Genomic DNA, 22,434 nt, shown 5'->3' on the forward strand with positions numbered 1-22,434 from the left:
ATTAGTTTATGTCACCATTGACCCAGCGTAAGAGGTCATCATGCAGTTTCCCATTGGATGCCACGATGAAGGGCTGATAGGGAGAATAATAGGTTCCTGCAAAATCAGTCACCTTTCCGCCCGCTTCTTCCACCATTAAAAAGCCCGCTGCACTGTCCCAGGCATTCAGCTTATGTTCAAAGAAACCATCAAACCGGCCGGCTGCTACCCAGCAGAGATCAATTGCTGCCGAGCCTAATCGTCTTACCGGTACACCTCTGCGGATGAATCTTTCAAAACATTCCAACGGACCGTTTGGCATATCCAGGAAGGTATAGGGAAAACCGGTTACCAGGCAACTGCTTGCCACATCGGTTTTATCTGAAACATGGATGGGTTTGCCATTGAGTGTAGCACCCTTGCCTTTTTCAGCCAGAAAAAATTCATTCAGGATGGGATTATAAACCGCGCCCATGGTCATGATGCCATCCACTTCCAATCCTACACTCACACAACATATAGGAATTCCATTCGCAAAATTGATGGTTCCGTCAATTGGGTCGATAATCCATTTATAAGGCGATGGACTTGCCATTTCGCCCGACTCTTCACTCAGGATGAAATGATCCGGGTATTGTGCCTGAATCACCGCGATGATGGCTTTTTCAGCTGCATGATCGGCTTCAGTTACGAGGTTATTTACGCCTTCCTTGTTGGAAATGGCCAGATCTTTCTGATTGAAAAAACGTTCGAGCTCCGCAGCTCCGGCCCGGGTGGCCTTGATAAGGGTTTCCAATAACATCGGACAAAGCTAAGCCTCTGAGCCGATAAAAAAATTACCAATAAATTCGTGGGATGCAGGTATCGGTGGTCATCGTCAACTACAATGTTTGTTATTTTCTGGAGCTTTGTCTCCAAAGCCTGCAATTGGCGATGGCTAACCTGGAAGCAGAGGTCATCGTGGTAGATAATGCTTCTACGGATGAGAGCCGCCAGTACCTTCCGCCACGGTTTCCTGCAGTTCAGTTTATCTGGTGTGACACCAACCTTGGTTTTTCAAAGGCGAATAACCTCGGGGTGGCCGCAGCCAAAGGTAAATATGTCCTGATCCTGAATCCGGATACCCTGGTGCCCGAAACCTGCCTGACTACTGCCCTTGATTTTTTTGCCGCCCATCCGGATGCCGGTGCCTTGGGCATGCGCATGTATGATGGCCGTTTTCAATTCCTGCCTGAGTCAAAAAGAGGTTTTCCCACATTGGCAACCGCCTTTTTTAAGTTAAGCGGACTCATTCACCTGTTTCCAAAGCATAAGGTGATTTCCAATTATTACCTCGGCCATCTTTCGGCGGACTATGTACAACAGGCGGAGGTGTTGGCAGGAGCCTTTATGTTTATTCCCAGGGAAATCTATTTACGGGTAGGAGGGTTTGATGAATGCTATTTCATGTATGCGGAGGATATTGACCTAAGTTATTGCATCGCGAAAGCAGGTTACCGCATTTTTTACCTGCCTGACCCGGGAATCATTCACTTTAAAGGAGAAAGCACTCTCAGAACCGCTGCCAATGCCCGGCATTTTTATGAAGCCATGTTGCTCTTTCGCCGGAAATATGGCAACCGGGTGTCTTTCCTTAGCCGGGCCCTGGCAGAAGCAGCAATCGCAACGCGAACCTTGCGCGACAAAATCAGAAGTAAAAAACCCATCCGAACAGGAAAGGAAGTCCGGTCCAGGGAGGCCTATAAAATATGCCGGGAACTTTCTGCTTATAACCCGGCTCAGCCCTGTCTTTTTGTACTGGGAGATGGTATCAGGCTGGAGGAACTTTTCACAGCATTGAGGCGGGAACCTCCCCACGCTCCCATTCGATTCAAGTGGAAAAACAGCGATGTTTGGATAGGAAGTGATGATCCGGATGAAAAGGGGGAAATTATACGGGAATAACTACTTTTGTTCTTCATCCTAATTGCAGACACACCCGAATGGCCCTTATTGAAATTACCTTGCCTAAAACGATTGCCAAAGCGCTCCGCCTGCCGGAAAGCTCTCCGCGCAGGCAGCAGCTTAAAGTGCTGAAGAAACTGTTGAAAAAAGCCCGTTTTACGGAATTCGGCCAGCATTACCGGTTTGATGAGATCCTGCTCAGCAAACACCCGGGTAAGAAATTTCAGCAGATCGTTCCGAGCCACGATTATAATTCCATCTATAAAGAATGGTGGCATAAGACCCTGGAGGGAAAGCAGGATATCTGCTGGCCGGGCAAGATCAAATATTATGCGCTCTCATCCGGCACTTCTGAATCGGCAAGTAAATACATACCAATAACAGAAGACCTGCTGGCCGGAAACCGGATCATAATGATCAAGCAGTTGTTTTCATTAAGGCATTATAATAATATCCCCTTTGGCAACCTGCGCAAAGGATGGCTCATGCTAGGGGGTAGCACCCAGTTGCAGAAAGCACAGGGATATTATGCAGGTGATCTGAGCGGTATTACCGCCAAAAAAGTTCCCTTTTGGTTCACCCCTTTTTACAAGCCAGGTAAGAAGATCGCCAAGATGACCGACTGGAACGACAAGATTGAAGAGATTGTTGAAAATGCGCCGGACTGGGATATCAGTTTTGTGGTGGGTGTACCGGCCTGGATCCAGATGTGCATGGAAAAAATTGTAGAGCGGTATAAGCTGAAAACGATCCATGATATCTGGCCAAATCTCTCCTTTTTTGTACATGGGGGGGTTTCTTTTGAACCCTATAAAAAAGGATTTGAGAAACTGCTCGCAAAACCCCTGACCTATATCGAAACCTACCTGGCATCAGAAGGATTTATTGCATACCAGGACCGCCAGTTTGCAAAGGGAATGAAGCTCAGTATCAATGATCATATCTTTTTTGAGTTTGTACCATTTGATGATGACAATTTCGATTCGGAAGGCAACCTGTTGCCTAATCACAGCGCCTATATGATTCATGAAGTGGAAGCCGGAAAGGATTATGCCATCCTGCTTAGTACAGCAGCCGGGGCCTGGCGCTACCTGATTGGTGATACTATCCGGTTTACCGATGTGGATCGTTGTGAAATTGTAATTACCGGCCGGACCAAACATTTCCTCAGCCTGGTTGGAGAGCATTTGAGTGTAGATAACATGAACCGTGCACTGAAAATGGCAGCAGAGGATCTGAATGTTTCCATTCCGGAGTTTACAGTGGCAGGTATTCCGCACGGAACATTTTTTGCGCATCACTGGTATGTGGCATCTGATGATCATGTGGACGCAGAAGTACTGAGGGGTAAAATTGATCAGTACCTGATGGAGCTAAACGATGATTATGCGGTGGAAAGAAAAAGCGCACTCAAAGAAGTATTGCTGGATGTTTTGCCGGAAGATCGTTTCCTTGAATTCATGAAATCCAAAGGAAAGGTTGGCGGGCAACATAAATTTCCCCGGGTGCTGAAGGGGCAGATGTTGCAGGACTGGCAATTATTTGTAAGTGAGACGTCAGACGTCAGACGTGAGAAGTGAGATGTTAGAACCAGCCGCGTTTGCGGAACAGCCACAACATATAAATAGGAACGATTAGCATCAGCACTACGGCAATGTAAAAACCATTTTCATGATGCAGGTAGGGGATGCGGTCGAAGTTCATACCGAAAATACCTCCAATTACGGTTGCAGGTGCCAGTAAACAGGTCACAATCGCCATTACTTTCATCACCTCATTCATTTTCAGGTTTACATTGTTAATGTAGAGATCCTGCATGTTCACCATCACATCCCGATAGTTTTCGCATAGGTCATTGGCCTGCATGATATGATCGTAAACATCTTTGAAATATTTGGTGGTGCGGTCATCCAATAAATCACTTTCACTCCGGATGATACCATTGACAAGGTCCCGAACCGGTGCGATATTCCGCTTCAGAACAATCAGTTCTTTTCTGAGGGAGCTGATCCTTGCCAGCGCCCGGTTATTAGTACTTGCAATAACCTGCTCTTCCAGGTCTTCAATCCGTTCTCCCAGTTTTTCCATTACAATGAAGTAATTGTCTACGATCATATCCAGCATGGAATAACAGAGATAATCTGCCGAGCGCTGGCGGATCTTGGAATTGCTCATGCGGAGTTTATCACGTAATGGATTAAATACATCCCGGGATGCATCTTCCTGGAAGCTGATTACAAAATCCTTTCCCAATACGATACTGATCTGCTCCTGTTCTACAGTTCCCTTGATTTCATTGAAATAAAGCATATTCAGCAGACAGAAAAGAACATTGTCCACTTCGTCCATTTTGGGGCGTTGCTGAATGCTGAGGATGTCTTCAATTAATAGCTGATGGATATCAAAATGTTGACAGATTGATTCAACATCTGATTTTCTGATACCGTCCACATTGATCCAGCTGATCCGGTTGCTTTTCAGGAACCGGAAGCAGGGTTCAACAGTATTAAACTCATGCTCTTCCAGCGCCTGCGCATTGTAATCATATACATATGTTCTAACCTCCCTGGCTTCTTCCCGGTGCGGTAGAACTGTAGGATTGATTTTCAGGATCTGTTTGGTTCGGTCTGTTCCAAACAGATTTTTAATCCCGAGATAACGCAGGTATTTTTTGGTAGGCTTGGTGATGGCGGTTTCAATGGTCTTGCGTATCATGAAACAACGAATTCAAAGTAAAAAAAAGCGACCCGCCATGCGAGCCGCTTTAAAAATACAATATATCGTGCGTTATCAGTTTACATCTTTGCAGGTGCATTCGTCACAACAGCCGGTGCTGTAGGTCATATTGTAATACCAGCGACCCTGGGTTCTGATAGGCCCGTCTGCAAGGCAGTTCCCACCCCATGCAGTTTCGCCTTTCTTTTTAGCAATTGCGTCTACATGAACATATACATACAGACCCTTGCCACTGCAATCCAATTTACCAGAGGTTTTGATAGAGGAGAAAGGAATAGTTACGGTATACCAGGTATAAGAAGGATCCACTTTTAACTTATATGGAAACTGGCCAGGGATCGGAGTTCCTTTATTGGTTTGAGGAAGATCCACCAGGTTGTCACCAACCCAGATTTTCACGTTTTCAGATACATCCTGAAATCCTTCCAGAGAATTGATAATTACATACAGATTGTTTTCGTCATTTCCGATAACCACTTTTCCGGTATTGATGGTTTGTCCGGCCCACAGACAAAAATCCCGGGTTTTACAGAAGGTAATTGCACTGGCCGAATTGGAAGCAGTTCCAACCACACCTTCCATACTAGAAAAAGAATTTGCTCTTTCCGTTCCATTATCCGGCTCAGCGGATTTCTGACAGGAACTAATAAAGAATACAGATGCCGTTACGGCGAAAAGGGCAATAGTGCCGCGCATGAAAGCAGGAAATAGTCGCATAACATTTGATGTTTAGAGTGTTTAATAGAATAGCTCTCAAGGCTATTGGAAGGGTAGGTATTCAACGGATAGCGACTGTCTCAGGATGCCAAACTCAAATTAGGGTTTCCCTACTGGGGTTACTGGGTAAAATAAACCTGATCGCTAAGCAAATACAAATTCTTAATATGTCCTAGTAATTTGATAAACTTTCGATAGAATGTAACAGGATCAAGTAATTTTACGTTTCTGAATTCGCAATGATTGACGCACTGATTAAAGGATTGGCACTGGGGAGCATTCTGGCATTATCCGTCGGACCTGTCATTTTTACCATTATCAAACAAAGTTTGAACAATGGCAGAGAGGGCGGGTTCAGTTTTGTGGCGGGGGTTTGGCTCAGTGATATCCTGTTGATCGTTATCAGTAATGCGTTTTCAGAGTGGGTGAAGGCCCTGCTCCAGTACAAGCAGGCAATAGGCTATATAGGCAGTGTATTCCTGATTGGGATGGGGCTTTTTTATCTTTTTCTTAAAAAAGTACAACTGGCTCAGCAGGCAAATGGGGAGGAGCAACGTTTTCGTAAAAGAGACATGGCCAGGATTTTCACTTCTGGATTTTTAATCAACAGCCTCAATCCGAGTGTGCTGCTTTTCTGGCTGATCAATGCTACTACTTTTGCGCTGACGCATTCCTTCCGCGATCGTGTTTTGATCTTTACTGTGTGCATGTTATTCAATATGCTGGCAGATGCGTTGAAAGTACTACTGGCTGGGAAACTTCGTAAAAAATTGACCCTCCACAACCTTTCCCTCGTAAATAAAATTTCGGGTGTAATATTGGTGGGATTTGGTGTTGCATTGTTATGGGGCATCGCATTTCACCTGGAGACTGTCTGAACCTAAATTGATTCCATGCGCGGTTTATTTATTTTGTTAGCAGTTTTGGCTGCTTCTTATTCCGGCTTCAGCCAGATGAGCGATTTCATTTCGCTCAAAAGAACCAATAACCGCCATGTAGCCAGTTACTTCAAAGGAAGCAGGATTGAATTACAGCATGTCAATGGCCAGGTTATCAGTGGCCCGATTGAAGATGTAAGAAATGACTCTGTCTTCGTAAGGCAGTGGCATATTGTTAGTTATATCACTCAACTGGGTACTTCCAAAGTGGATACACTTGGTTCCATGGTTTATGGATTTCATTACCAGGAAATCTTTCGGATTTTTCATGATAAAAGACAAAGCTGGGGTTTTGTCAGAAATGGAGCCATTTTTATGATTGGCGGAGTTGGTTATATAGTATTGAATGTCTTAAATGGCTGGTATCGAAAAGAACCAATTGGAGATGCAGATAACCTGAAATCCCTTGCTATTGCCGGTGGAGTTGCCGGCGGCGGTTTTTTATTGAATCGCCTGCATCGGTACCGCGAAAAAAATGGCAAAAAGTATAAGATCAATTATGTAAAGATGACAAACTGAGCAGCCATCTCATTTTCCCTATATTGCAGCCGCAACAATTTTTGGATCTTTCGTGAAGACAAAAGGATTAATCCCCCGCATAGGCCGATTTCTTAAAAAATTACTGCTCATCCTGGTGATTGGGCAATTCCTCTATATCCTCCTGCTGAAATGGATCAATCCTCCCATTACTGTTACACAACTTTCCAACTGGGTGAGTGGCTACGGACTAAAAAGGGATTATGTAGATTTTGAGGAAATGTCTTACTATGCAAAACTGGCGGTTATTTCATCCGAAGACCAGTTGTTTGCCGACCATTCTGGCTTTGATTGGAAAAGCATCGAAAAGGCGATGAAGTACAATGAGAAAAAACCCAACCGGGTTCGTGGAGCCAGTACCATCAGTCAGCAGGTTGCAAAAAATGTATTTCTATGGCAGGGCCGATCCTGGATCCGGAAAGGACTGGAAACCTATTTTACCTTTATGATTGAATTGATCTGGGGTAAAAAGCGAATCCTGGAAATGTATCTTAATGTGAGTGAAATGGGCCCCGGCATCTTTGGAATTGAAGCAGCATCACAGGCCTATTTCAAAAAACCCGCTTCCAAACTGAATAAATCGGAAGCAGCGCGAATAGCGGCCTGCTTGCCAAGCCCCAAAAAATACAAAGTGCAGCCCGCCAGTAAATATGTAGCAGGCAGGGGCTGGATCATCCAGCGTCAGATGAGTAATCTGGCAGGCGATGAAGAAATCAAAGCAATTATCGGCACCAATTCCAAAAATTAATCAGTTGACCTCTATTACTATAGCCGGACTATTCTGAGAATACAGATTGGGCAAGGAAGTTGCAATCCCCAATTTCATGATATACTCACCCGGCTGCAGTGAAATATTCTCTGTGCTGGTCAATGTCAGCGTATTTTCCTGAATTGGCGAGGCTGTGAGTGTTAAACGCTGTACCATAGATTTACCCACAAATAGGTCAGCTACCAATTGATTGGGTTGGCCTGAATTCTTCAGCAATTGCTTCAACTCATTTATGGAGTGTTTATCTACTTGAACAGATAGTTGTACTGGTTGCCCTTTTTTAAAACCATCAGATTTGTCCGACAGGCTTAATCTGATATGGGAAAAGGATTGGAGTTTGTCAATGACCAGCGCAGGGGTGATTCCTCTTGGTGTTGGAATTTCAAATGAGTTATCAATTGTTCCCAGGTCTTTGTCTACTACCAGTACTTTTCTGCTCTGCCATTCTTTTTCAATGGGCCAGAAATTGTAATTGTTCCTGCGGTAATAGGTGGTATTGATAGCAAAACTGGTATCTCCTGAATAAAACCAGTATTTGGAAGGACGCTGATAACTGTTCAGGAATACCACCGGCAGGCCATTTGATTTCTCTTTGATGGCTTTGACCCATTCCCGGTTTCCATGCATTTCATCCTTGAATATGCGGGTAAGACCAGAAATATCTGTCAGCATGTATACCCTTACCAGTACCACTAATACCAGTGAAGGTACCAGCAGTTTGAAGATCCACTTGCGCTGGGATAGGTTTTCGGTTATCCATGCATGTGAAAGTATAATAACGGGAATCAGTGCCGGAACCGTCCAGTTGGCTTCCACCCTGCCTTTAAGTGTGCTGATCAGAAAGAAGCCATAAAATCCCCACATACTCCACTGAAGAGCACGTGCCAGCAGGTCAGTTGTTTTATACCTGTTGGCTGCTCTTAATAACAGGAATCCGATTAAGGGTCCCGCCAGCAGAATCTGGCCGGCCACATATTCCAGTGTGAAGGCAAATTCAAAAGCAGGTGCGTTTCTTTCTTTGAGGTGATAAGACACGGAAGGGAAATCATGCTGGTATTGCCAGTATAAATGCGGAAAGAAAAGCAGCACACCAGCAAGTACGGCTACCCAGGCCCGTGCGTTCAGTACAAGTTTCCAATTGCTGAACAAGGTAAATAATATGATAAGTATTCCGTGGTATTTACTGTAAAGCATACCAGCCATCACGATTCCAAGGAGCAGTCCCTGTAACCAGCTGTTCTGATTTAAGAAACGTTTGTATTGCCAGAAAAACAGCGTGGTAAAAAATGTAAGTGGAATATCCGGTACGGCAAGAATGCCTCCAATTTGAAGAACACCCATGGAGGCGGTCAGTGCATAAAACAGGAGATCATCTTTTTTGATCAGCAGCTGGTGTACCAGCCAGAGCGTGGCGGTATTCATGAGTGCCATCATCAGGCGAACACCTAGTTCATTTGGAAAAATCAGGTAGCCCAGTTTTATCAGCACCGCGATCATGGGTGGATGATCAAAATACCCCCAGGCAGGATATTGGCTGTAAACCCAATAATAGGCTTCATCATGCAACAGCTCGGTGCCGTAGGACTGAACCAGGTTGATGATCAACCAGCCGATATAAAACCAGGCAGCCGGCCGACTGCGAATGGAAGAAGTCAATACGTTCATGCTGCATGCTTTCAACCACAAAAATAGGGGAGCTTAGCCGGCAAGCAAGTTATCTATTATGCGGATTGCCGTATTTGTGCGGTCTTTTCCAAGTCCGGATACTATGGACCAACCGGTAGATTGCCTTTGCAGTATGTCATAATAATGCTGAAATAATTTATTCCGGCGTTCCAGATCGGGATATTCACGAAGTTTATCATAGGTCCAGGGCAGGTCTGTCTGCATTAACAGGTAATGATCATATTTCCGCCTTACCACTTCATTCAGGATAAAAGGATCACATTTTTCAAAAACAAACTCCGACCAAACCTGCATCACCATCATATCTGTATCTACAAACAGGATGGATGGCTGATTACCAGAGGCTTCCTGCAGCGCCTGGCTTGTTTGTTCTTCCAGTTCCAGCTGTCCCTTGGCGATGGTGACCAGATCTTCATAGGTATAGGGACGATTCAGCTCAGCCAGGAATTCTCGAGCATATTCCGGTACCCAGGCGGTTGGGAAATCATTGGCATAATGCTGTGAGAGTTCCTGTGAGAGGGTGCTTTTTCCTGTTGACTCAGGGCCCACTATCACAATTTTCTTCATCATTAGGTCGGCAATTTACTGCTTTGACTTTTACGTTTCCAAGATTGGAGTCCGGAAATGGCCATCAGGGTAAGAATCACAAACTGAAAGCCTGTGAATACATATCCCTTTGAAAAGTAGAGAGGCACGGATGTAATATCTGTAATGATCCACCAGTACCAGCTTTCCACTTTTTTCCTCGCCATCAGCCACATACCTGTGTAGGCACTGGCGCTGGCAAAGGCATCCGCCCAGGGAATAGCTTCCGGGGCGAATTCTTTTTTCAACCAGGTCAGACTAACGTAAAGAACTGCATAGAAGAACAGAAAAAACAGGATCTGGTTCAGCCAGTCGCGCCGATTGGACCGCGTAATGCTAAGTTCCGGCCGGTGATCCGGTGTTTTTTTTGCCCATAACCACCAGCCATATATGCTCATGATGGTATAGTAAAGGTTAACGCTTGCCTCACCATATAAATGTCCTTTGACGCTCAGGTAGATAAAAATGGTGGTGCTGATCAGGCCAATCGGGTACAGTAGAATATTTTCATTCCGGCTGTAAAACACACTTGCAATACCGGTAATGACGGCAATGAATTCAAGTGCGGATGTTTGCATCAGACCAGTCAGGAATTGCTCCCAGATTGTTTCCATCCCTTAAAAATGCGTCAGAATTTTTAGATTGCCGGAAATTGTTTGCATGAAAATAGCTGTTTTAGGGGCTGGTATGGTTGGCAGAACGATCGCGGTAGACCTATCTGATCGCCACGAAGTTTATTCATTCGACAGGGATGAGGCAGCCCTGCAACTGCTTCATCGCAAAGCACCTGCTGTAAATACGCAGGTTGCGGATCTCACCAACTTTGCGGCGTATTCTTCCTTGCTTGAAGAGGTGGATCTGGTGGTAACTGCTGTACCCGGGTTTATGGGTTTTCGTGTACTCGAAGCCGTTATAAACGCTGGGAAATCGGTGGTTGATATTTCCTTTTTCCCGGAAGATGCGCTTCAGCTCGATGTGCTTGCAAAATCAAAGGGAGTTACTGTCGTTACAGATTGCGGTGTTGCTCCGGGTATGGGAAACCTGATCCTTGGCCGGTACAATGAAGAGATGAAGGTGAACCGGTTTGAGTGTTATGTGGGCGGACTGCCACAAATCCGCAAAAAACCATTTGAATACAAGGCGCCGTTTTCGCCGGTGGATGTGATTGAAGAGTATACGCGTCCGGCCCGCCAGATGGAAAATGGCCGCATTGTTACCAAACCAGCGCTTTCGGACAGAAGCCTGATGGATTTTGAGGGTATAGGAACCCTGGAAGCTTTTAATACGGATGGGCTGCGTTCTCTCCTCTTTACCATGGCACATATTCCGGATCTGAAGGAGCAGACACTTCGTTATCCCGGGCATATAGACTTAATTCAGGCTTTACAGCTGGCAGGGTTTTTTAGTGAGGAAAAGATGGAGATCAATGGGCACCAGGTACGTCCGCTTGATTTTAGCTCCGCGCTCTTATTCCGGCAATGGAAATTAGGAGAGGAAGAGGCAGAGTTTACCGTGATGCGGGTGATTGTGGAAGGGGAAAAGGAAAACCGGCCGATGCGGGTGGAATACAACCTGTTGGATCAGTATGATCCCGTAACGAAAACCTCCTCCATGTCGCGCACAACCGGCTATACCTGCACAGCTGTTGCGGAACTGGTTGCAACGGGGCAGTTCACAGAAAAGGGAGTGTTTCCACCTGAGTGGGTTGGGCGCCACCCTGTTTGTTTTGAATTTATTCTACGATACCTAACCAATAGGGGTGTAAATTGGAAAGCCATTATCAACCATTAAAACAATTACTATGATTCGTAAAGCAACTGCCGTTTGGAACGGTTCCGGAAAAGAAGGAAAAGGACATCTCACCACCCAGAGTGGCGTGTTAAGTGAAACGCAATATTCATTTGGATCCCGCTTTGAAAGCGGTATTGGTACTAACCCGGAAGAACTGGTAGCCGCGGCACATTCAGGCTGTTTTACCATGAAACTGAGTTTTGTGCTGGGTGAAGCAGGCTTTACCCCCACCTCCCTTGAAACAAGCTGTGCCATAACTTTTGAGAATGGTGCTGTTACCAAATCGCATCTGACCGTGAAAGGGGTGGTTCCAGGAATCAGTGCAGAACAATTTCAGGCTTGTGTGAAAGATGCGGAGCAAAATTGCCCGATCAGCAAATTGTTGAATACTTCCATCAGTTCTGAAGCAACACTTGGATAGTTGTCCAGGTTAGCAAAGCAGCTATCAACCATCCCACAATTTGTAAGCTCCTGGGGTGTTGGTAGCTGCTTTTTTTATTTCCAACAGCTACTAATAAAATAACCAGTGATACCGGAAGGATGATGCCATTTATCAGTCCCGCCGCCAATAATAACTGCACTGGCTTTCCCCAGAAGAGAAAAAAAATGGCGGAACTTATTATAAATACTTGTATCCCTTTTTCAGGATGTTTGTCCAGCCAGGGTAAGTAGCTTCTTGCAAAGGAGATTGAAGTATAAGCTGATCCGAGTACAGATGTTACAGCAGCACACCACATAACGATGCCGAATAACCGAAATCCGGTTTCTCCTGCGGCCTGTCTGAATACCTCTGCGGATGGGTTTCCCGATGCAGACAGCAAGCCCCTGCTTGCTACACCCAATGCAGCAAGAAACAAGAGATAGCGCATTATCGAGGCTGTCAAAATTCCGGTAATGGCTGATCTCCTTACCGACTTCAGCGTGATCTCTTCTGTTTTTGAGGCTTCCAGTATTCGGTGCGCCCCTGCAAAACAGATATATCCTCCAACGGTTCCTCCCACGATGGTTAGCAATGCTTTGTAATCAAACCGGGTGGGCAGTATAGTTTGAATTGCCAGTTCTCCTAGTGGCGGAGCTGATGATACTGCAACATATCCGGTTAATATGATCATACTTATGCCCATCCATTTTACAGCCTGATCCATAAATGGCAGGGCACGCTGTCTGCTCATCATCAGCAGCAGGATTAATCCTACGGTGATGGCTGCACTTATTCGGTTAGGGATCCCTGTTACCGTTTCTAATCCCAGTCCCGCTCCTGCAATATTCCCGATATTAAAAGCAAATCCGCCCATTACGATCAGCAGTGCCAGCACTTTCCCTAATCCAGGTAATAATGTATCCGCCACCTGGTTGGCAGTTTGCCGACGGGCAAAGAGGATCTGCCAGACATTGAGCTGAACACCTATATCCAGCAGGATGGATACCAGAATGATGCAACTGAAGGAAGCAAGTAACTCCTGTGTGAATACGGTGGTTTGGGTAAGAAAACCCGGACCGATAGCTGAAGTTGCCATCAGGAAAGCTGCTGCCCAGAAGCCGGATGAAGTTTTATTCTTCATGCAGGATTGGACAGTTGCAGGAATTCATAAATGCTTTTCGCCAGTTCAACCGCGGTCGAACCATCACCATGGATGCACAGTGTATCTGCTTTCAGGGAAATCCAGTTTTCTTCGGTTGTTCGTACCCGTTGATTCAGGAGAATCTCTTTCACCTGTTGAAGCACTTCTTCCTTATTTTGAAGTACCGCGTTTGCTAACTGCCTGGAGGCCAATTCTCCGGATGCTGTATAACGCCGATCAGCAAACGCTTCTTCTTTCACTGTAAGACCAGCTTTTTTACCCAGTTTTGCCAGCACACTATTGCTAAGTGCGTACAATTGAAGGGTAGGATTGAAACTTTTTATAGCTGTAATAATGGCTGCTGCTACCATTGGATCTTTAGCTGCCTGATTGTAAAGGGCACCATGAGGTTTGACATGTTTCATGGGGTAATTGTGTTGCCTGCAAAGTGCATCAAAGGCGCCCAATTGATAGAGTATCAATGAAACTATTTCGGCTGCAGGCAGCTGTTGCTCCGTTCTTCCAAAGTTTGCCCGATCATTCCAGGATGGGTGGGCTCCGACCTGAACCCCCAGCTTTTTGGCTAACGCAATGGTATTTGAAATTTCAACCGGGGATCCGGCATGCAGTCCGCAGGATATATTCGCAGCATGTATAAACGGAAGTATGGATGCTTCTGTTCCTGTGCCTTCCCCGAGATCGCAGTTGAGTTCCATCCGGTATTTGTTTAGGAGAAATAAAGATAATAGTCGCGTTTGAGCTGGAGCAATTGCTTTTCCCTTTCGAATAACAGGGTTTCTGCATCCGAAAGCGAAATTTTTTTGAAATGGATGGTAGTTCCCGGAGCTTTTTGGGCTGCCAGGTGAAGATCCACTGCTGTAACCTGCCCAATCCTTGGATAGCCACCGGTGGTCTGCGCATCCGCCATGAGTAATAATATTTGTCCATCCGGACTAACCTGCATTGTTCCAGGCAGTACAGGTTGGGATAGCAGCTCCCCGGATCGTTCGCGTTCCAGTTGGGGTCCCTGAAGCCTAAACCCCATTCGGTTGGATGCGACCCCCAACTGGAAACCAGTACGCTCCAGCAAAAGCCCGGAGTTTTCTGTGAACCAGTTATACTCTGGTCCCGGAAAAAAGCGTATATCCTGCTGAGCATAATTGGGGGTGATTGCCGGACTAAGACGTACCTGGCCACTTAGCTTTGATAAATAGTTGATGATATGTTGGCCATCTTCCTCTGGGAAATGGGAAACAGGAAGATGATCACCAGGTTGAAGCGCTTTACCATTCAGACCGCCAATTTTTGATGGCAAATGGGTAGCCCGGCTATCAAACTGCAGTTTTGTACGAATGCCACCATGAACAGATAGATAAGTAAATCCCACTTCGCGGGGAAAGAGCTGGAGAAATTCACCTTCTTTTACCAGGAAGGGTTGCCAGAAGGCAACTGGTCTCCCACTGACAAATCCTTCATAGCCCTTACCGGTTAGGGCTACCAGGCTGGTGCGGCCAAAACTGGCGGAAAAAGCACCATTACTTATTTCCAGGCAGGCAGCCGAGTCCTCATTTCCGACTAACAGGTTGCCTATACGCGATGCAAGAGAATCCATGCATCCACTGGTGGGAATACCCTGGTTTCGGTGACCGAATCGCCCCTGGTCCTGAATGGTGGAGATGCCGGTTTTAAGGATTCTCATGCTGGTTCAGGTATTTAAAGGTATTGGAATCAATAGGAGTAAATCGTACGCTGTCACCTGGTTTGAACAGGCAGCTATGCTGATCGGAAGGATTGAAAACGGAGAGAGGGGTACGACCAATGATTTGCCATCCCCCCGGGGAAGTATTGGGATAAATCCCTGTCTGTTGCCCCGCGATCCCTACTGAACCTGCTGGCACCTGCAGCGCTGGAGTGGCTTTTCGCGGCATGGCAAGTGAGTCGGGGAGCAGCCCCATGTAGGCAAATCCCGGATTAAAACCAATCATGAATACGTACCATTCCTTCGAGCAATGAGCTTCGATGATGGATTCCGGATTGGTTTGGTGGTAACTTGCAACAGCCTGAAGATCAGGCGCCATAATGTCCTCATAACAAACCGGGATGAGGTGGCGGGTCGCATCCGGAAGGGGAGTTTTGTTATCCCCTGAATTTGTGGTAAGCCTTTTTCGAATCTCTTCATGAACAAAGGCCAGCGGGGAGCGCTGGCCTTCAGAAAAAAGTCGAGCCGGGTTAAAAAAAACCGTTAGGCTGTTATATGTTATGGAAGTATCCAGGAATCCGCAGAACTGATTCTGGTGGAAAACCTGTTGCAGTTGAAGCAGTTCCTGGTGGGCTGGTATAGAAATCTCCCTGCCATATTCAATGGTAATGGCTGACTCAGCAATCGGATAAATATGGAAGGAGTCTTCCTGTGCCAAAATGCCTGTTTTATTCTGCTTCTGCCACTACCTCTTTTACTTCGGGGATCATACGTTTCATCATGCCCTCAATACCTGCTTTCAGGGTGATCATGCTGCTGGGACAGCCACTGCAGGAACCCTGCATCATCAGGTTCACCACACCATCATGGTAGCTTTTGAACTGGATAGCACCACCATCCATTTCAACTGCTGGTTTCACATAGTTTTCGAGCAATTCTTTGATACGCTTCACTACATCGTCGTCATCCGCACTTACTTCATTGCTTCCCTGGGGCTTCAATGCAGCAATTTCTTCCTCATTCACAACCACTTTGCCTTCTTCGAGGTAATCTTTCAGGAATTGGCGGATGGAAGGAATTACATCACTCCATTCAGTCTCCGGAGTTTTGGTAAGGGTTACAAAATTGCTGGCGATAAAAACGCTTTTTATAAATGGAAAGCCGAAAAGTTCCATGGCCAGCGGAGAAGCTTTGGCACTCTCCATATCCGGCAGATCAATGCTACGACCTGGATACAGAAGTTTATTGGCTACAAACTTCATAGTTTCCGGGTTCGGAGTCATTTCTGTATAAATGCTGATAACAGGATTTCCAGTCTTGATCATAATTCAACACGTTTAACTGCAAAAATAACAAATGCCAGCCGGGTATGTTTGTGAATTTAGGAAAACTTATGAAGGAAGGCAGACTTAGTGATTACAGTCGCTGGTATGGCAATGGTTCGCCCTGCGGCAAAGCTGATAATTCCGGAAATGGGCATAAACGATGGCGATCACTGCCGGAACCAGGAACCAAAGCTGCCATTCATGCCAGAGTTGTTTAGCCAGGAGCAGCAGAATTCCGATTCCGAAGAGGATATAGGGACTTGTTTTATGATGATGTCTTTTGTATCCATGCCAGAGCGCATTTGCTCCGATAATGAACGCGACGAGTATCATAAAATACTCAAATGCTTCATTATCAATGATATTAGTTCCAAAAATGGGAAGACTTGTGAGAATTAAGGGCAACACTGCACAGTGAATGGCACAGGCTATGGAGGTTGCTATACCCAGGGCGTCCCAGTTAATCTTAAATGACATCGGACAGCAAAAGTAAACAGATGCAACTTTGTTGCAAAATAATTTTTACCTTGCTCCATTCACCAAGGCCTCAATCTATGCTACCGGTCGGAGTTTATCCGCCAGAGGCGTATGGCAGCGGTCGGGTAAAGAAATTCGTAAATTTGTGGTTATGAGTAAGAAGTCGATTTTTTTCCTGGTGTTTTTTGCCGTGCTCTTTGTAGGATTTGTGTTTGCCATGAGTAAGTTGCTACCAGGATTCGGGGAGGTAAAAATGCCGGTACTGAGTTATGTTCAACCCTTCCGGTTCAGTGATCAGTATGGAAATTCCTTCAACCAGGAGAAGGTTCAGGGTAAGGTTTATGTAGCAGAATACTTTTTCACAACCTGCCCGGGTATTTGTCCGAAGATGAATAACAACATGAAAAAAGTATTCGAGACATATAAGAACAATCCTGATTTCATGATCTTATCGCATTCCGTGGATCCTGCAACTGATACGGTAGCAAGGATGCGGGTGTATGCAGACTCTATGGGAGTCAACAATGCCAACTGGTTTTTCCTGACCGGCCCGAAAGACAGTTTATACCTCGCAGCACGTGTAAGTTATTTACTCGATGATCCAAAAAACAACAATGAATATATCGAGGACCAGTTCATCCATACCCAGTTTTTCGCATTGGTAGACCGTGCAGGCAGAGTGCGTCGCATTTATGATGGTCTGAAAAAAGAGGAAGTGGATCAGATGATCAAGGACATACCTGTTTTATTGGAGGAGTCTCAAACGGACGCCTCTCGCTTACCAAAGACAACTTTCTAATTACGTACACTATGCAGGAAGCCGTACAGGATATTTTGAAAAAAAATCAGTTGAGCATCACCGGTAGTCGGGTTAAGATTCTCGAATTGTTCCTGGAACAACAGGGCGCTCTTGCTCATGGAGATATCGAACGCAGAACCGGTGAGAAGTTTGATCGTGTTACAGTTTACCGGACACTGCAGGTATTTCTGAATAAGGGTATTATTCATTCAATTCCGACATCAGACAATAGTGTGTTGTATGCATTGTGCAAAGATGATTGTGGAGAAGGACATCACCACGATAACCATGTTCACTTCGTATGCGATACTTGTGGAACTACCATGTGCCTGGATGATGTAACGGTACCGGCTATACGATTACCTAAGGGATTTAAGTTTAGTGAGATTCAGGTTGTGGTAAATGGAAGATGCAAAGACTGCAATCAGGATTAGTTCAAAAATAAAGCCCCGATGTAGACACACCGGGACTTTTGGTTAAGGCTCTGATTAGTAGCTATTTTAAGAATCTGTTCGGATTCGTTATTTCTTTCTAAGTGTTTTCTTGTACAAATATATTGTTATAAATCATTCTTTTCAAATTTTACCCATACCCTAATGTGGGTATTTTTTGTGGCCTGTTTAAAGTTTTAACATTTCTGAGGCTACAAAGTCCATCAATGTTTTAACACGGGTGGGTCCCAGGTCAAACGGTATGCCGGCAGCCTGATACAATTCAGGCAGCGTACGGGTTCCTCCGAGGGCCAGGGCCCGGCTATAATTGTCAAGAGCTTCTTCCTTGTTCTCCTTAAACTGCATCCACATGCCAATCGCACCAAGCTGTGCAATTCCATATTCAATATAGTAGAAAGGAACTTCGAATAAATGTAGCTGGCGTTGCCAACCATATTTCCTGAATTCCTCCAACCCGCTTAGATCCAGTACACCAGTTGAAAACTCATCATTTATCTCCATCCACTTTGCAGCACGCTCTTCCACACTGTGTTGCGGGTTTTCATAAACCCAATGCTGGAACTTATCGATGATAGCAATCCAGGGAAAAATCGTAATTACTCTTTCCAGCTGGTGCTCTTTTGCTCGTTTTAGTTCGTTTTCATCGTTAAAAAAACTATGCCAGTAGTCCATACTGAACAATTCCATACTCATACTTGCCACTTCGGCAATTTCCATCGGGTATTCCTTAAATGATGAAAGCCGCAGTGGGTGGGCAAGGAAACTATGAATTGCATGTCCGCCTTCATGCACCATGGTGGTTACATCATGCATTTGTCCGGCTGCATTCATAAAAATAAAGGGCGCACCACTTTCTGCAAGTGGACAATTATACCCACCTGGAGCTTTCCCTTTTCTGCTTTCGAGGTCCAAATGCCCCATCTTTTTCATGGTAATCAGGCATTCAGCAAACAAGGGGCGAAGCTGATGAAAACAGGTGATGGTTTTTTCCAGCAACTCTTCGCCTGTTTTGAATGGATGCAGTGGTTCAATGCCGGCCGGTTCTGCTTCGGTATCCCAGGGGCGAAGGGTATCCAATCCCAGTTTTTGCTTTTTCTTATTGTAGATTCCAGCAACGAGCGGAACTACATGCTGTTTTACAGCATCATGGAAAGCGAAACAATCCTCTTTGGTATAATCAAAGCGGCCCATTTCCACGAATTTGTAGTCGCGGTAATTGGCGAACCCGGCATTAATTGCTACCTGGTGACGTTTCTGAACCAAACCCGTGAACAATTCATTTAACTGGTTGCGATCCTGGTAACGGCGTTCCTGGATACTCCTGTAAACCGCTTCCCGCTTGGTTCTGTCGGGATGCTCCAGAAATTTAGAGGCTTGCTGCAGGGTATATTCCTTGCCATCAACTGTAACGCTCATCTTACCGGAAATGACTCCATATTGTTGGGCCATCACCGACAAATCAGCCTGTAGCGGAATATTTTCTTCCCGGTAAAGGTCAATTGATTTCTTAACTGAACGCAGGTAAGTAAAATACTCTTTCTGATCGAGTGCTTTAGTATATTCATTACTGATCAGCTTTCGGTTCAGCTGATCGGCATAGGGCTGAATTTTCGGCTGAATCTCCATCACAAAAAAAGTGAAAGCCTCTTCCAGCTCCTTATTTTCCGTATCACAGGTCATCCGGATCTGTCTCCAGCAGGCGTCTTCACTAACCGCGGCTTCCAGCTCACTGCTGTCTGCCAGCCATTTTTCCAGTTCATCCAATGAAAGAAGAGGCCGGTCAAGCAGATCTTTAAAATAAGGCTCCAGCGTTTCCCAGCTGGTAACCGTAAAGTCAGCCGGCAGAAAATGTCTGGGAGTTTTCTGAATATTGGCGATCGACATACTCAATGAATTATTCTTCTGATTTTTTCTTGCGGGCAGTTTTCTTAGGCTTTTCCTCAGTTGCTTCGGAATCAGCTGCCTCTTCGGCTGCTTTTTTAGGCGCTGCTTTTTTCTTAGCCTTTGGTTTTTCAGTCGCTGTATCCTCCTCTGTAGCGGCAGCTTCTTTCTTTACTGCTTTTTTGGCTTTTGCCGGAGCCTCTTCTTCCACTACCGTTTCTTCTTCTTCCGGAGCTGTGGCTTCTGACAGTTTGAACTCTATGTTGTTTCTGTCGATGATCTCAAACCATTTCACCATTTTCTTCATATCGCTGGCGTAAACCCTTTCGAAATCCATATCGGGATAGGTAGTTTCAAAATAGGCCTTCAATCCATTACCGTCTTTTACGTCCGGAAGCTTTGTTCCGCTGGATTTCATGGATTTGAATATTTCAACCAGGTTGACATTGTCTCGTTTTGTATAAATCTCTATACTCTCCAGGTGAGAGAAGTTATGCTTGCGGGAAGACACGAACTTGGTGGATTGATCCTCCAGGGAACGTACAATCGCTCCGTCCGTTTTACTGGCTACTAATTCAAACAATCCGGGTAATCCGGTTACGGCAATGATTCTGTTGTATTCCATATCTTCAAAATTGTAAGGGAGATGCAAGATAAAACAATTTTGCCACCCAACCGGTGAAGGCTCAGGCATCCAGCCAGTCCTTAAACGCGGCTGTCTGATCGGCACTGATGATGATTTCCTCCGGTGCCTGAGGAAATAATTCAACCTGCAATTTTCCTTTACCCACTGTTTTCAGCTTTTTTATGGCATTTATATGGGCAAGATATTGTCTGTTCAGTCGGAAAAACTGTGCGGGATTCAATTCTTTCTCAATATCAGAAAGGGATTTGTCCAGCAAATAACGCTGACCGCCTGTATCCACCAGGCAAATCATTTTATGGGCAGCATAAAAAAATGCGATTTCTTCGGTTTTCAGTGTGATATAATCTGCACCTCGTTTAATCAACCACCTTTTTTTATAACCCTCAGGGTTTTTATGATACCGCTGTAGTTGCTCCAGCGAATGGGAAAAATGCAATTTTAATTGCTCGTATTTCTGAATCGAAGCAGCCAGCTTTTCCTTTGAAACCGGTTTCAGCAGGTAATCAATACTGTTATACTCAAATGCTTTCTGCCAATATTCGTCGTAAGCAGTACAGAAAATTACCGGGCAATCAAGCCGGATCTCATCAAAAATCTGGAAGGATTGTCCGTCTGTCAACTCAATGTCCATAAAAATAAGGTCCGGCTGCTCATGTGTTTTCAGCCATTGAATGGACTCCTTTACTGTTGCCAGTAAGGCGATTGGCTGAAGGTCTGATCTAATTTCTGCCAGTGCTTCGATCAGTCGTTCTGCCGCAGGCGTTTCATCTTCAATCAGTAAAATTTTCATATCATCGAAGGGTTAGCAAGGGTAAGCGGACAGAAAAATGAGTATTGTTTTTTTCAATTGAAACCGGTCTGGAGGTAATCAGCCTGAACCTTTCAAGCAGGTTATTCAATCCAATACCATTGGATTGCCGAACTTTTTTTTCGCGTACTTCATTGGTAATGTGCAATTCACCACCTGATTCCTGAATTTTAATCAGCAGCGGTTGTGACTTGGAAAACTCATTGTGTTTGATCGCATTCTCAATCAGGATCTGAAGTGAAATAGGCGGCAATACAAATTGATCAATACTTGATGCGGGTATGTTTTTATTAACCAGGATACAATCGTCGAACCGGATTTTCAGCAATGCGATATAGTTATCCATAAAGTCCAGTTCTTCCTGTAATAAAACAAGGTCGCGCGACTTGTTTTGTAAGATATATCGGTATACATCCGCCAGGGTGTCATTAAAAACCTGGGCTTTGCGGGGATCCGAGCTGATGAGGTGACTCAATGTGTTGAGTGAATTAAACATGAAATGCGGATCGATCTGGTTCTTGAGGGCCTGCAGTTCAGCTTCTGCCCGGGCTCTTTCCAATGTAGCATTTCTTAGCATTTCTGATTCAGACTCCTTGACCAGGAATACGGTTTCATATACATGTACTATAAAGATTACTGATATCAGAATGATGAGGCTGTTGTTCCAGATAGTATTCCAGTTGATTTCTCCCTGAAGAAAAAGATGATACCAGCCAACCAGCAGCAATACAGTAGCGGGTATTGTAAAAAAAGGAATCACCAATAGAAGAGCAAGGATTTTCTTTACCGGCTGGTTAAACCAGTTGAAATACGAACGTAGTGTGAAAAGCAGAAACCTGTTGCCTTCCCAGATGATAAATGCAATTCCGATAGTGTAGAGATAACTTAACTTGATCTGCAGGAGACTGAATTGATGATGCGGCACCAGCGATGTAACCAATGGAATCACTATTCCGCAAAAAGGAATCAGGATCACACGGAATCCCACATCGTTGATCCTGCTTTCTTTTTCAGGAAGCTTTGTCGGAAAAAAATCGGCTTTGGTCGCCCTCGCTTCCGGGTTCATACTGGTTGTCTTGGTCATTGTGAAATTAGACAATAGT

25 protein-coding genes are annotated in these 22,434 nt (G+C 45.1%); 9 read left to right on the forward strand and 16 right to left on the reverse strand.

Annotated features, from left to right (window positions below; genetic code table 11):
• Window position 1 precedes the first annotated feature (1 nt).
• Window positions 2-781, reverse strand: coding sequence for an inositol monophosphatase family protein (locus L0U88_RS12545; RefSeq protein WP_234866409.1), 780 nt, complete (start codon window positions 779-781; stop codon window positions 2-4).
• A gap of 53 nt (window positions 782-834) precedes the next feature.
• On the opposite strand from L0U88_RS12545, the gene L0U88_RS12550 reads away from it, so the two are divergent.
• Together L0U88_RS12550 and L0U88_RS12555 are read left to right on the forward strand one after the other, a co-directional pair.
• Window positions 835-1,923 carry a glycosyltransferase family 2 protein gene (locus L0U88_RS12550; RefSeq protein ID WP_234866410.1) on the forward strand — a complete coding sequence of 363 codons (1,089 nt, stop codon included), beginning with the start codon at window positions 835-837 and terminating at the stop codon, window positions 1,921-1,923.
• Window positions 1,924-1,961: 38 nt separating this feature from the next.
• A complete protein-coding gene (locus L0U88_RS12555; RefSeq protein WP_234866411.1) occupies window positions 1,962-3,503 on the forward strand; it encodes a GH3 family acyl-acid amido synthetase in 1,542 nt (513 codons plus the stop codon).
• 4 nt (window positions 3,504-3,507) lie between these two features.
• On the opposite strand, the gene corA is transcribed toward L0U88_RS12555, so the two are convergent.
• On the reverse strand, window positions 3,508-4,638 hold the full coding sequence (gene corA / locus L0U88_RS12560) for a magnesium/cobalt transporter CorA (protein ID WP_234866412.1): 1,131 nt from the start codon (window positions 4,636-4,638) through the stop codon (window positions 3,508-3,510).
• 75 nt (window positions 4,639-4,713) lie between these two features.
• Window positions 4,714-5,376: a hypothetical protein gene (locus tag L0U88_RS12565; RefSeq protein WP_234866413.1), complete on the reverse strand. Its 663-nt coding sequence runs from the start codon at window positions 5,374-5,376 to the stop codon at window positions 4,714-4,716.
• Window positions 5,377-5,615: 239 nt separating this feature from the next.
• Between L0U88_RS12565 and L0U88_RS12570 the strand changes: the two genes are divergently transcribed.
• The 3 genes from L0U88_RS12570 to mtgA are packed head-to-tail and all read left to right on the forward strand — an operon-like array spanning window position 5,616 to window position 7,599.
• Window positions 5,616-6,254: a LysE family translocator gene (locus tag L0U88_RS12570; RefSeq protein ID WP_234866414.1), complete on the forward strand. Its 639-nt coding sequence runs from the start codon at window positions 5,616-5,618 to the stop codon at window positions 6,252-6,254.
• A gap of 15 nt (window positions 6,255-6,269) precedes the next feature.
• A complete protein-coding gene (locus tag L0U88_RS12575) occupies window positions 6,270-6,833 on the forward strand; it encodes a hypothetical protein (protein WP_234866415.1) in 564 nt (187 codons plus the stop codon).
• A 52-nt stretch (window positions 6,834-6,885) separates the two neighbouring features.
• Window positions 6,886-7,599, forward strand: coding sequence for a monofunctional biosynthetic peptidoglycan transglycosylase (gene mtgA / locus L0U88_RS12580; protein ID WP_234866416.1), 714 nt, complete (start codon window positions 6,886-6,888; stop codon window positions 7,597-7,599).
• On the opposite strand, the gene L0U88_RS12585 is transcribed toward mtgA, so the two are convergent.
• Genes L0U88_RS12585 through pnuC form a run of 3 tightly spaced genes read right to left on the reverse strand, consistent with a single transcriptional unit; the run spans window position 7,600 to window position 10,505 of the window.
• Window positions 7,600-9,285, reverse strand: a complete 1,686-nt coding sequence (locus tag L0U88_RS12585) for an ArnT family glycosyltransferase (RefSeq protein WP_234866417.1) — start codon at window positions 9,283-9,285, stop codon at window positions 7,600-7,602.
• 33 nt (window positions 9,286-9,318) lie between these two features.
• Window positions 9,319-9,876: an AAA family ATPase gene (locus tag L0U88_RS12590; protein ID WP_234866418.1), complete on the reverse strand. Its 558-nt coding sequence runs from the start codon at window positions 9,874-9,876 to the stop codon at window positions 9,319-9,321.
• The gene (pnuC, locus tag L0U88_RS12595) at window positions 9,876-10,505 is read right to left on the reverse strand and encodes a nicotinamide riboside transporter PnuC (protein ID WP_234866419.1); all 630 of its coding nucleotides are present in this window, start codon (window positions 10,503-10,505) and stop codon (window positions 9,876-9,878) included. The genes L0U88_RS12590 and pnuC overlap by 1 nt, the downstream gene beginning before the upstream one ends.
• Before the next feature lie 46 nt (window positions 10,506-10,551).
• On the opposite strand from pnuC, the gene L0U88_RS12600 reads away from it, so the two are divergent.
• Window positions 10,552-11,682, forward strand: coding sequence for a saccharopine dehydrogenase family protein (locus L0U88_RS12600; RefSeq protein WP_234866420.1), 1,131 nt, complete (start codon window positions 10,552-10,554; stop codon window positions 11,680-11,682).
• 10 nt (window positions 11,683-11,692) lie between these two features.
• Window positions 11,693-12,103, forward strand: coding sequence for an OsmC family protein (locus L0U88_RS12605; RefSeq protein WP_234866421.1), 411 nt, complete (start codon window positions 11,693-11,695; stop codon window positions 12,101-12,103).
• On the opposite strand, the gene L0U88_RS12610 is transcribed toward L0U88_RS12605, so the two are convergent.
• The 6 genes from L0U88_RS12610 to L0U88_RS12635 all read right to left on the reverse strand — a co-directional run bounded on the left by L0U88_RS12610 (window position 12,078) and on the right by L0U88_RS12635 (window position 16,745).
• Window positions 12,078-13,244, reverse strand: coding sequence for an NRAMP family divalent metal transporter (locus L0U88_RS12610; protein ID WP_234866422.1), 1,167 nt, complete (start codon window positions 13,242-13,244; stop codon window positions 12,078-12,080). The genes L0U88_RS12605 and L0U88_RS12610 overlap by 26 nt on opposite strands.
• Complete coding sequence (locus L0U88_RS12615; RefSeq protein ID WP_234866423.1) at window positions 13,241-13,960, reverse strand: 5-oxoprolinase subunit PxpA; 720 nt, start codon at window positions 13,958-13,960, stop codon at window positions 13,241-13,243. The genes L0U88_RS12610 and L0U88_RS12615 overlap by 4 nt, the downstream gene beginning before the upstream one ends.
• Window positions 13,961-13,971: 11 nt before the next feature.
• On the reverse strand, window positions 13,972-14,943 hold the full coding sequence (locus tag L0U88_RS12620; protein ID WP_234866424.1) for a 5-oxoprolinase subunit C family protein: 972 nt from the start codon (window positions 14,941-14,943) through the stop codon (window positions 13,972-13,974).
• Window positions 14,930-15,661 carry a 5-oxoprolinase subunit PxpB gene (gene pxpB, locus L0U88_RS12625; RefSeq protein WP_234866425.1) on the reverse strand — a complete coding sequence of 244 codons (732 nt, stop codon included), beginning with the start codon at window positions 15,659-15,661 and terminating at the stop codon, window positions 14,930-14,932. The genes L0U88_RS12620 and pxpB overlap by 14 nt, the downstream gene beginning before the upstream one ends.
• A 10-nt stretch (window positions 15,662-15,671) precedes the next feature.
• Complete coding sequence (locus L0U88_RS12630; protein ID WP_234866426.1) at window positions 15,672-16,268, reverse strand: NifU family protein; 597 nt, start codon at window positions 16,266-16,268, stop codon at window positions 15,672-15,674.
• Window positions 16,269-16,352: 84 nt separating this feature from the next.
• Entirely contained in the window at window positions 16,353-16,745 is a 393-nt protein-coding gene (locus L0U88_RS12635; RefSeq protein ID WP_234866427.1) for a MerC domain-containing protein, read from the reverse strand.
• A gap of 151 nt (window positions 16,746-16,896) precedes the next feature.
• Between L0U88_RS12635 and L0U88_RS12640 the strand changes: the two genes are divergently transcribed.
• Window positions 16,897-17,544, forward strand: a complete 648-nt coding sequence (locus L0U88_RS12640; RefSeq protein WP_234866428.1) for an SCO family protein — start codon at window positions 16,897-16,899, stop codon at window positions 17,542-17,544.
• A gap of 11 nt (window positions 17,545-17,555) precedes the next feature.
• Window positions 17,556-17,978: a Fur family transcriptional regulator gene (locus tag L0U88_RS12645; RefSeq protein WP_234866429.1), complete on the forward strand. Its 423-nt coding sequence runs from the start codon at window positions 17,556-17,558 to the stop codon at window positions 17,976-17,978.
• Between the two features lie 186 nt (window positions 17,979-18,164).
• Here L0U88_RS12645 and L0U88_RS12650 read toward each other — a convergent pair whose 3' ends face one another.
• From L0U88_RS12650 to L0U88_RS12665, 4 genes are all read right to left on the reverse strand, one after another.
• Window positions 18,165-19,880 (reverse strand): M3 family oligoendopeptidase, encoded by a 1,716-nt coding sequence (locus L0U88_RS12650; RefSeq protein ID WP_234866430.1) that lies wholly within the window; start codon window positions 19,878-19,880, stop codon window positions 18,165-18,167.
• Between the two features lie 10 nt (window positions 19,881-19,890).
• Entirely contained in the window at window positions 19,891-20,502 is a 612-nt protein-coding gene (locus L0U88_RS12655) for a DUF5606 family protein (RefSeq protein ID WP_234866431.1), read from the reverse strand.
• A gap of 61 nt (window positions 20,503-20,563) precedes the next feature.
• Window positions 20,564-21,313 (reverse strand): LytR/AlgR family response regulator transcription factor, encoded by a 750-nt coding sequence (locus tag L0U88_RS12660; RefSeq protein WP_234866432.1) that lies wholly within the window; start codon window positions 21,311-21,313, stop codon window positions 20,564-20,566.
• 1 nt (window position 21,314) lies between these two features.
• Entirely contained in the window at window positions 21,315-22,415 is a 1,101-nt protein-coding gene (locus L0U88_RS12665; protein ID WP_234866433.1) for a sensor histidine kinase, read from the reverse strand.
• Window positions 22,416-22,434: the final 19 nt, after the last annotated feature.

Origin of the sequence: Flavihumibacter fluminis (genome assembly GCF_021491375.1) — a bacterium.
Taxonomy (GTDB): domain Bacteria; phylum Bacteroidota; class Bacteroidia; order Chitinophagales; family Chitinophagaceae; genus Flavihumibacter; species Flavihumibacter fluminis.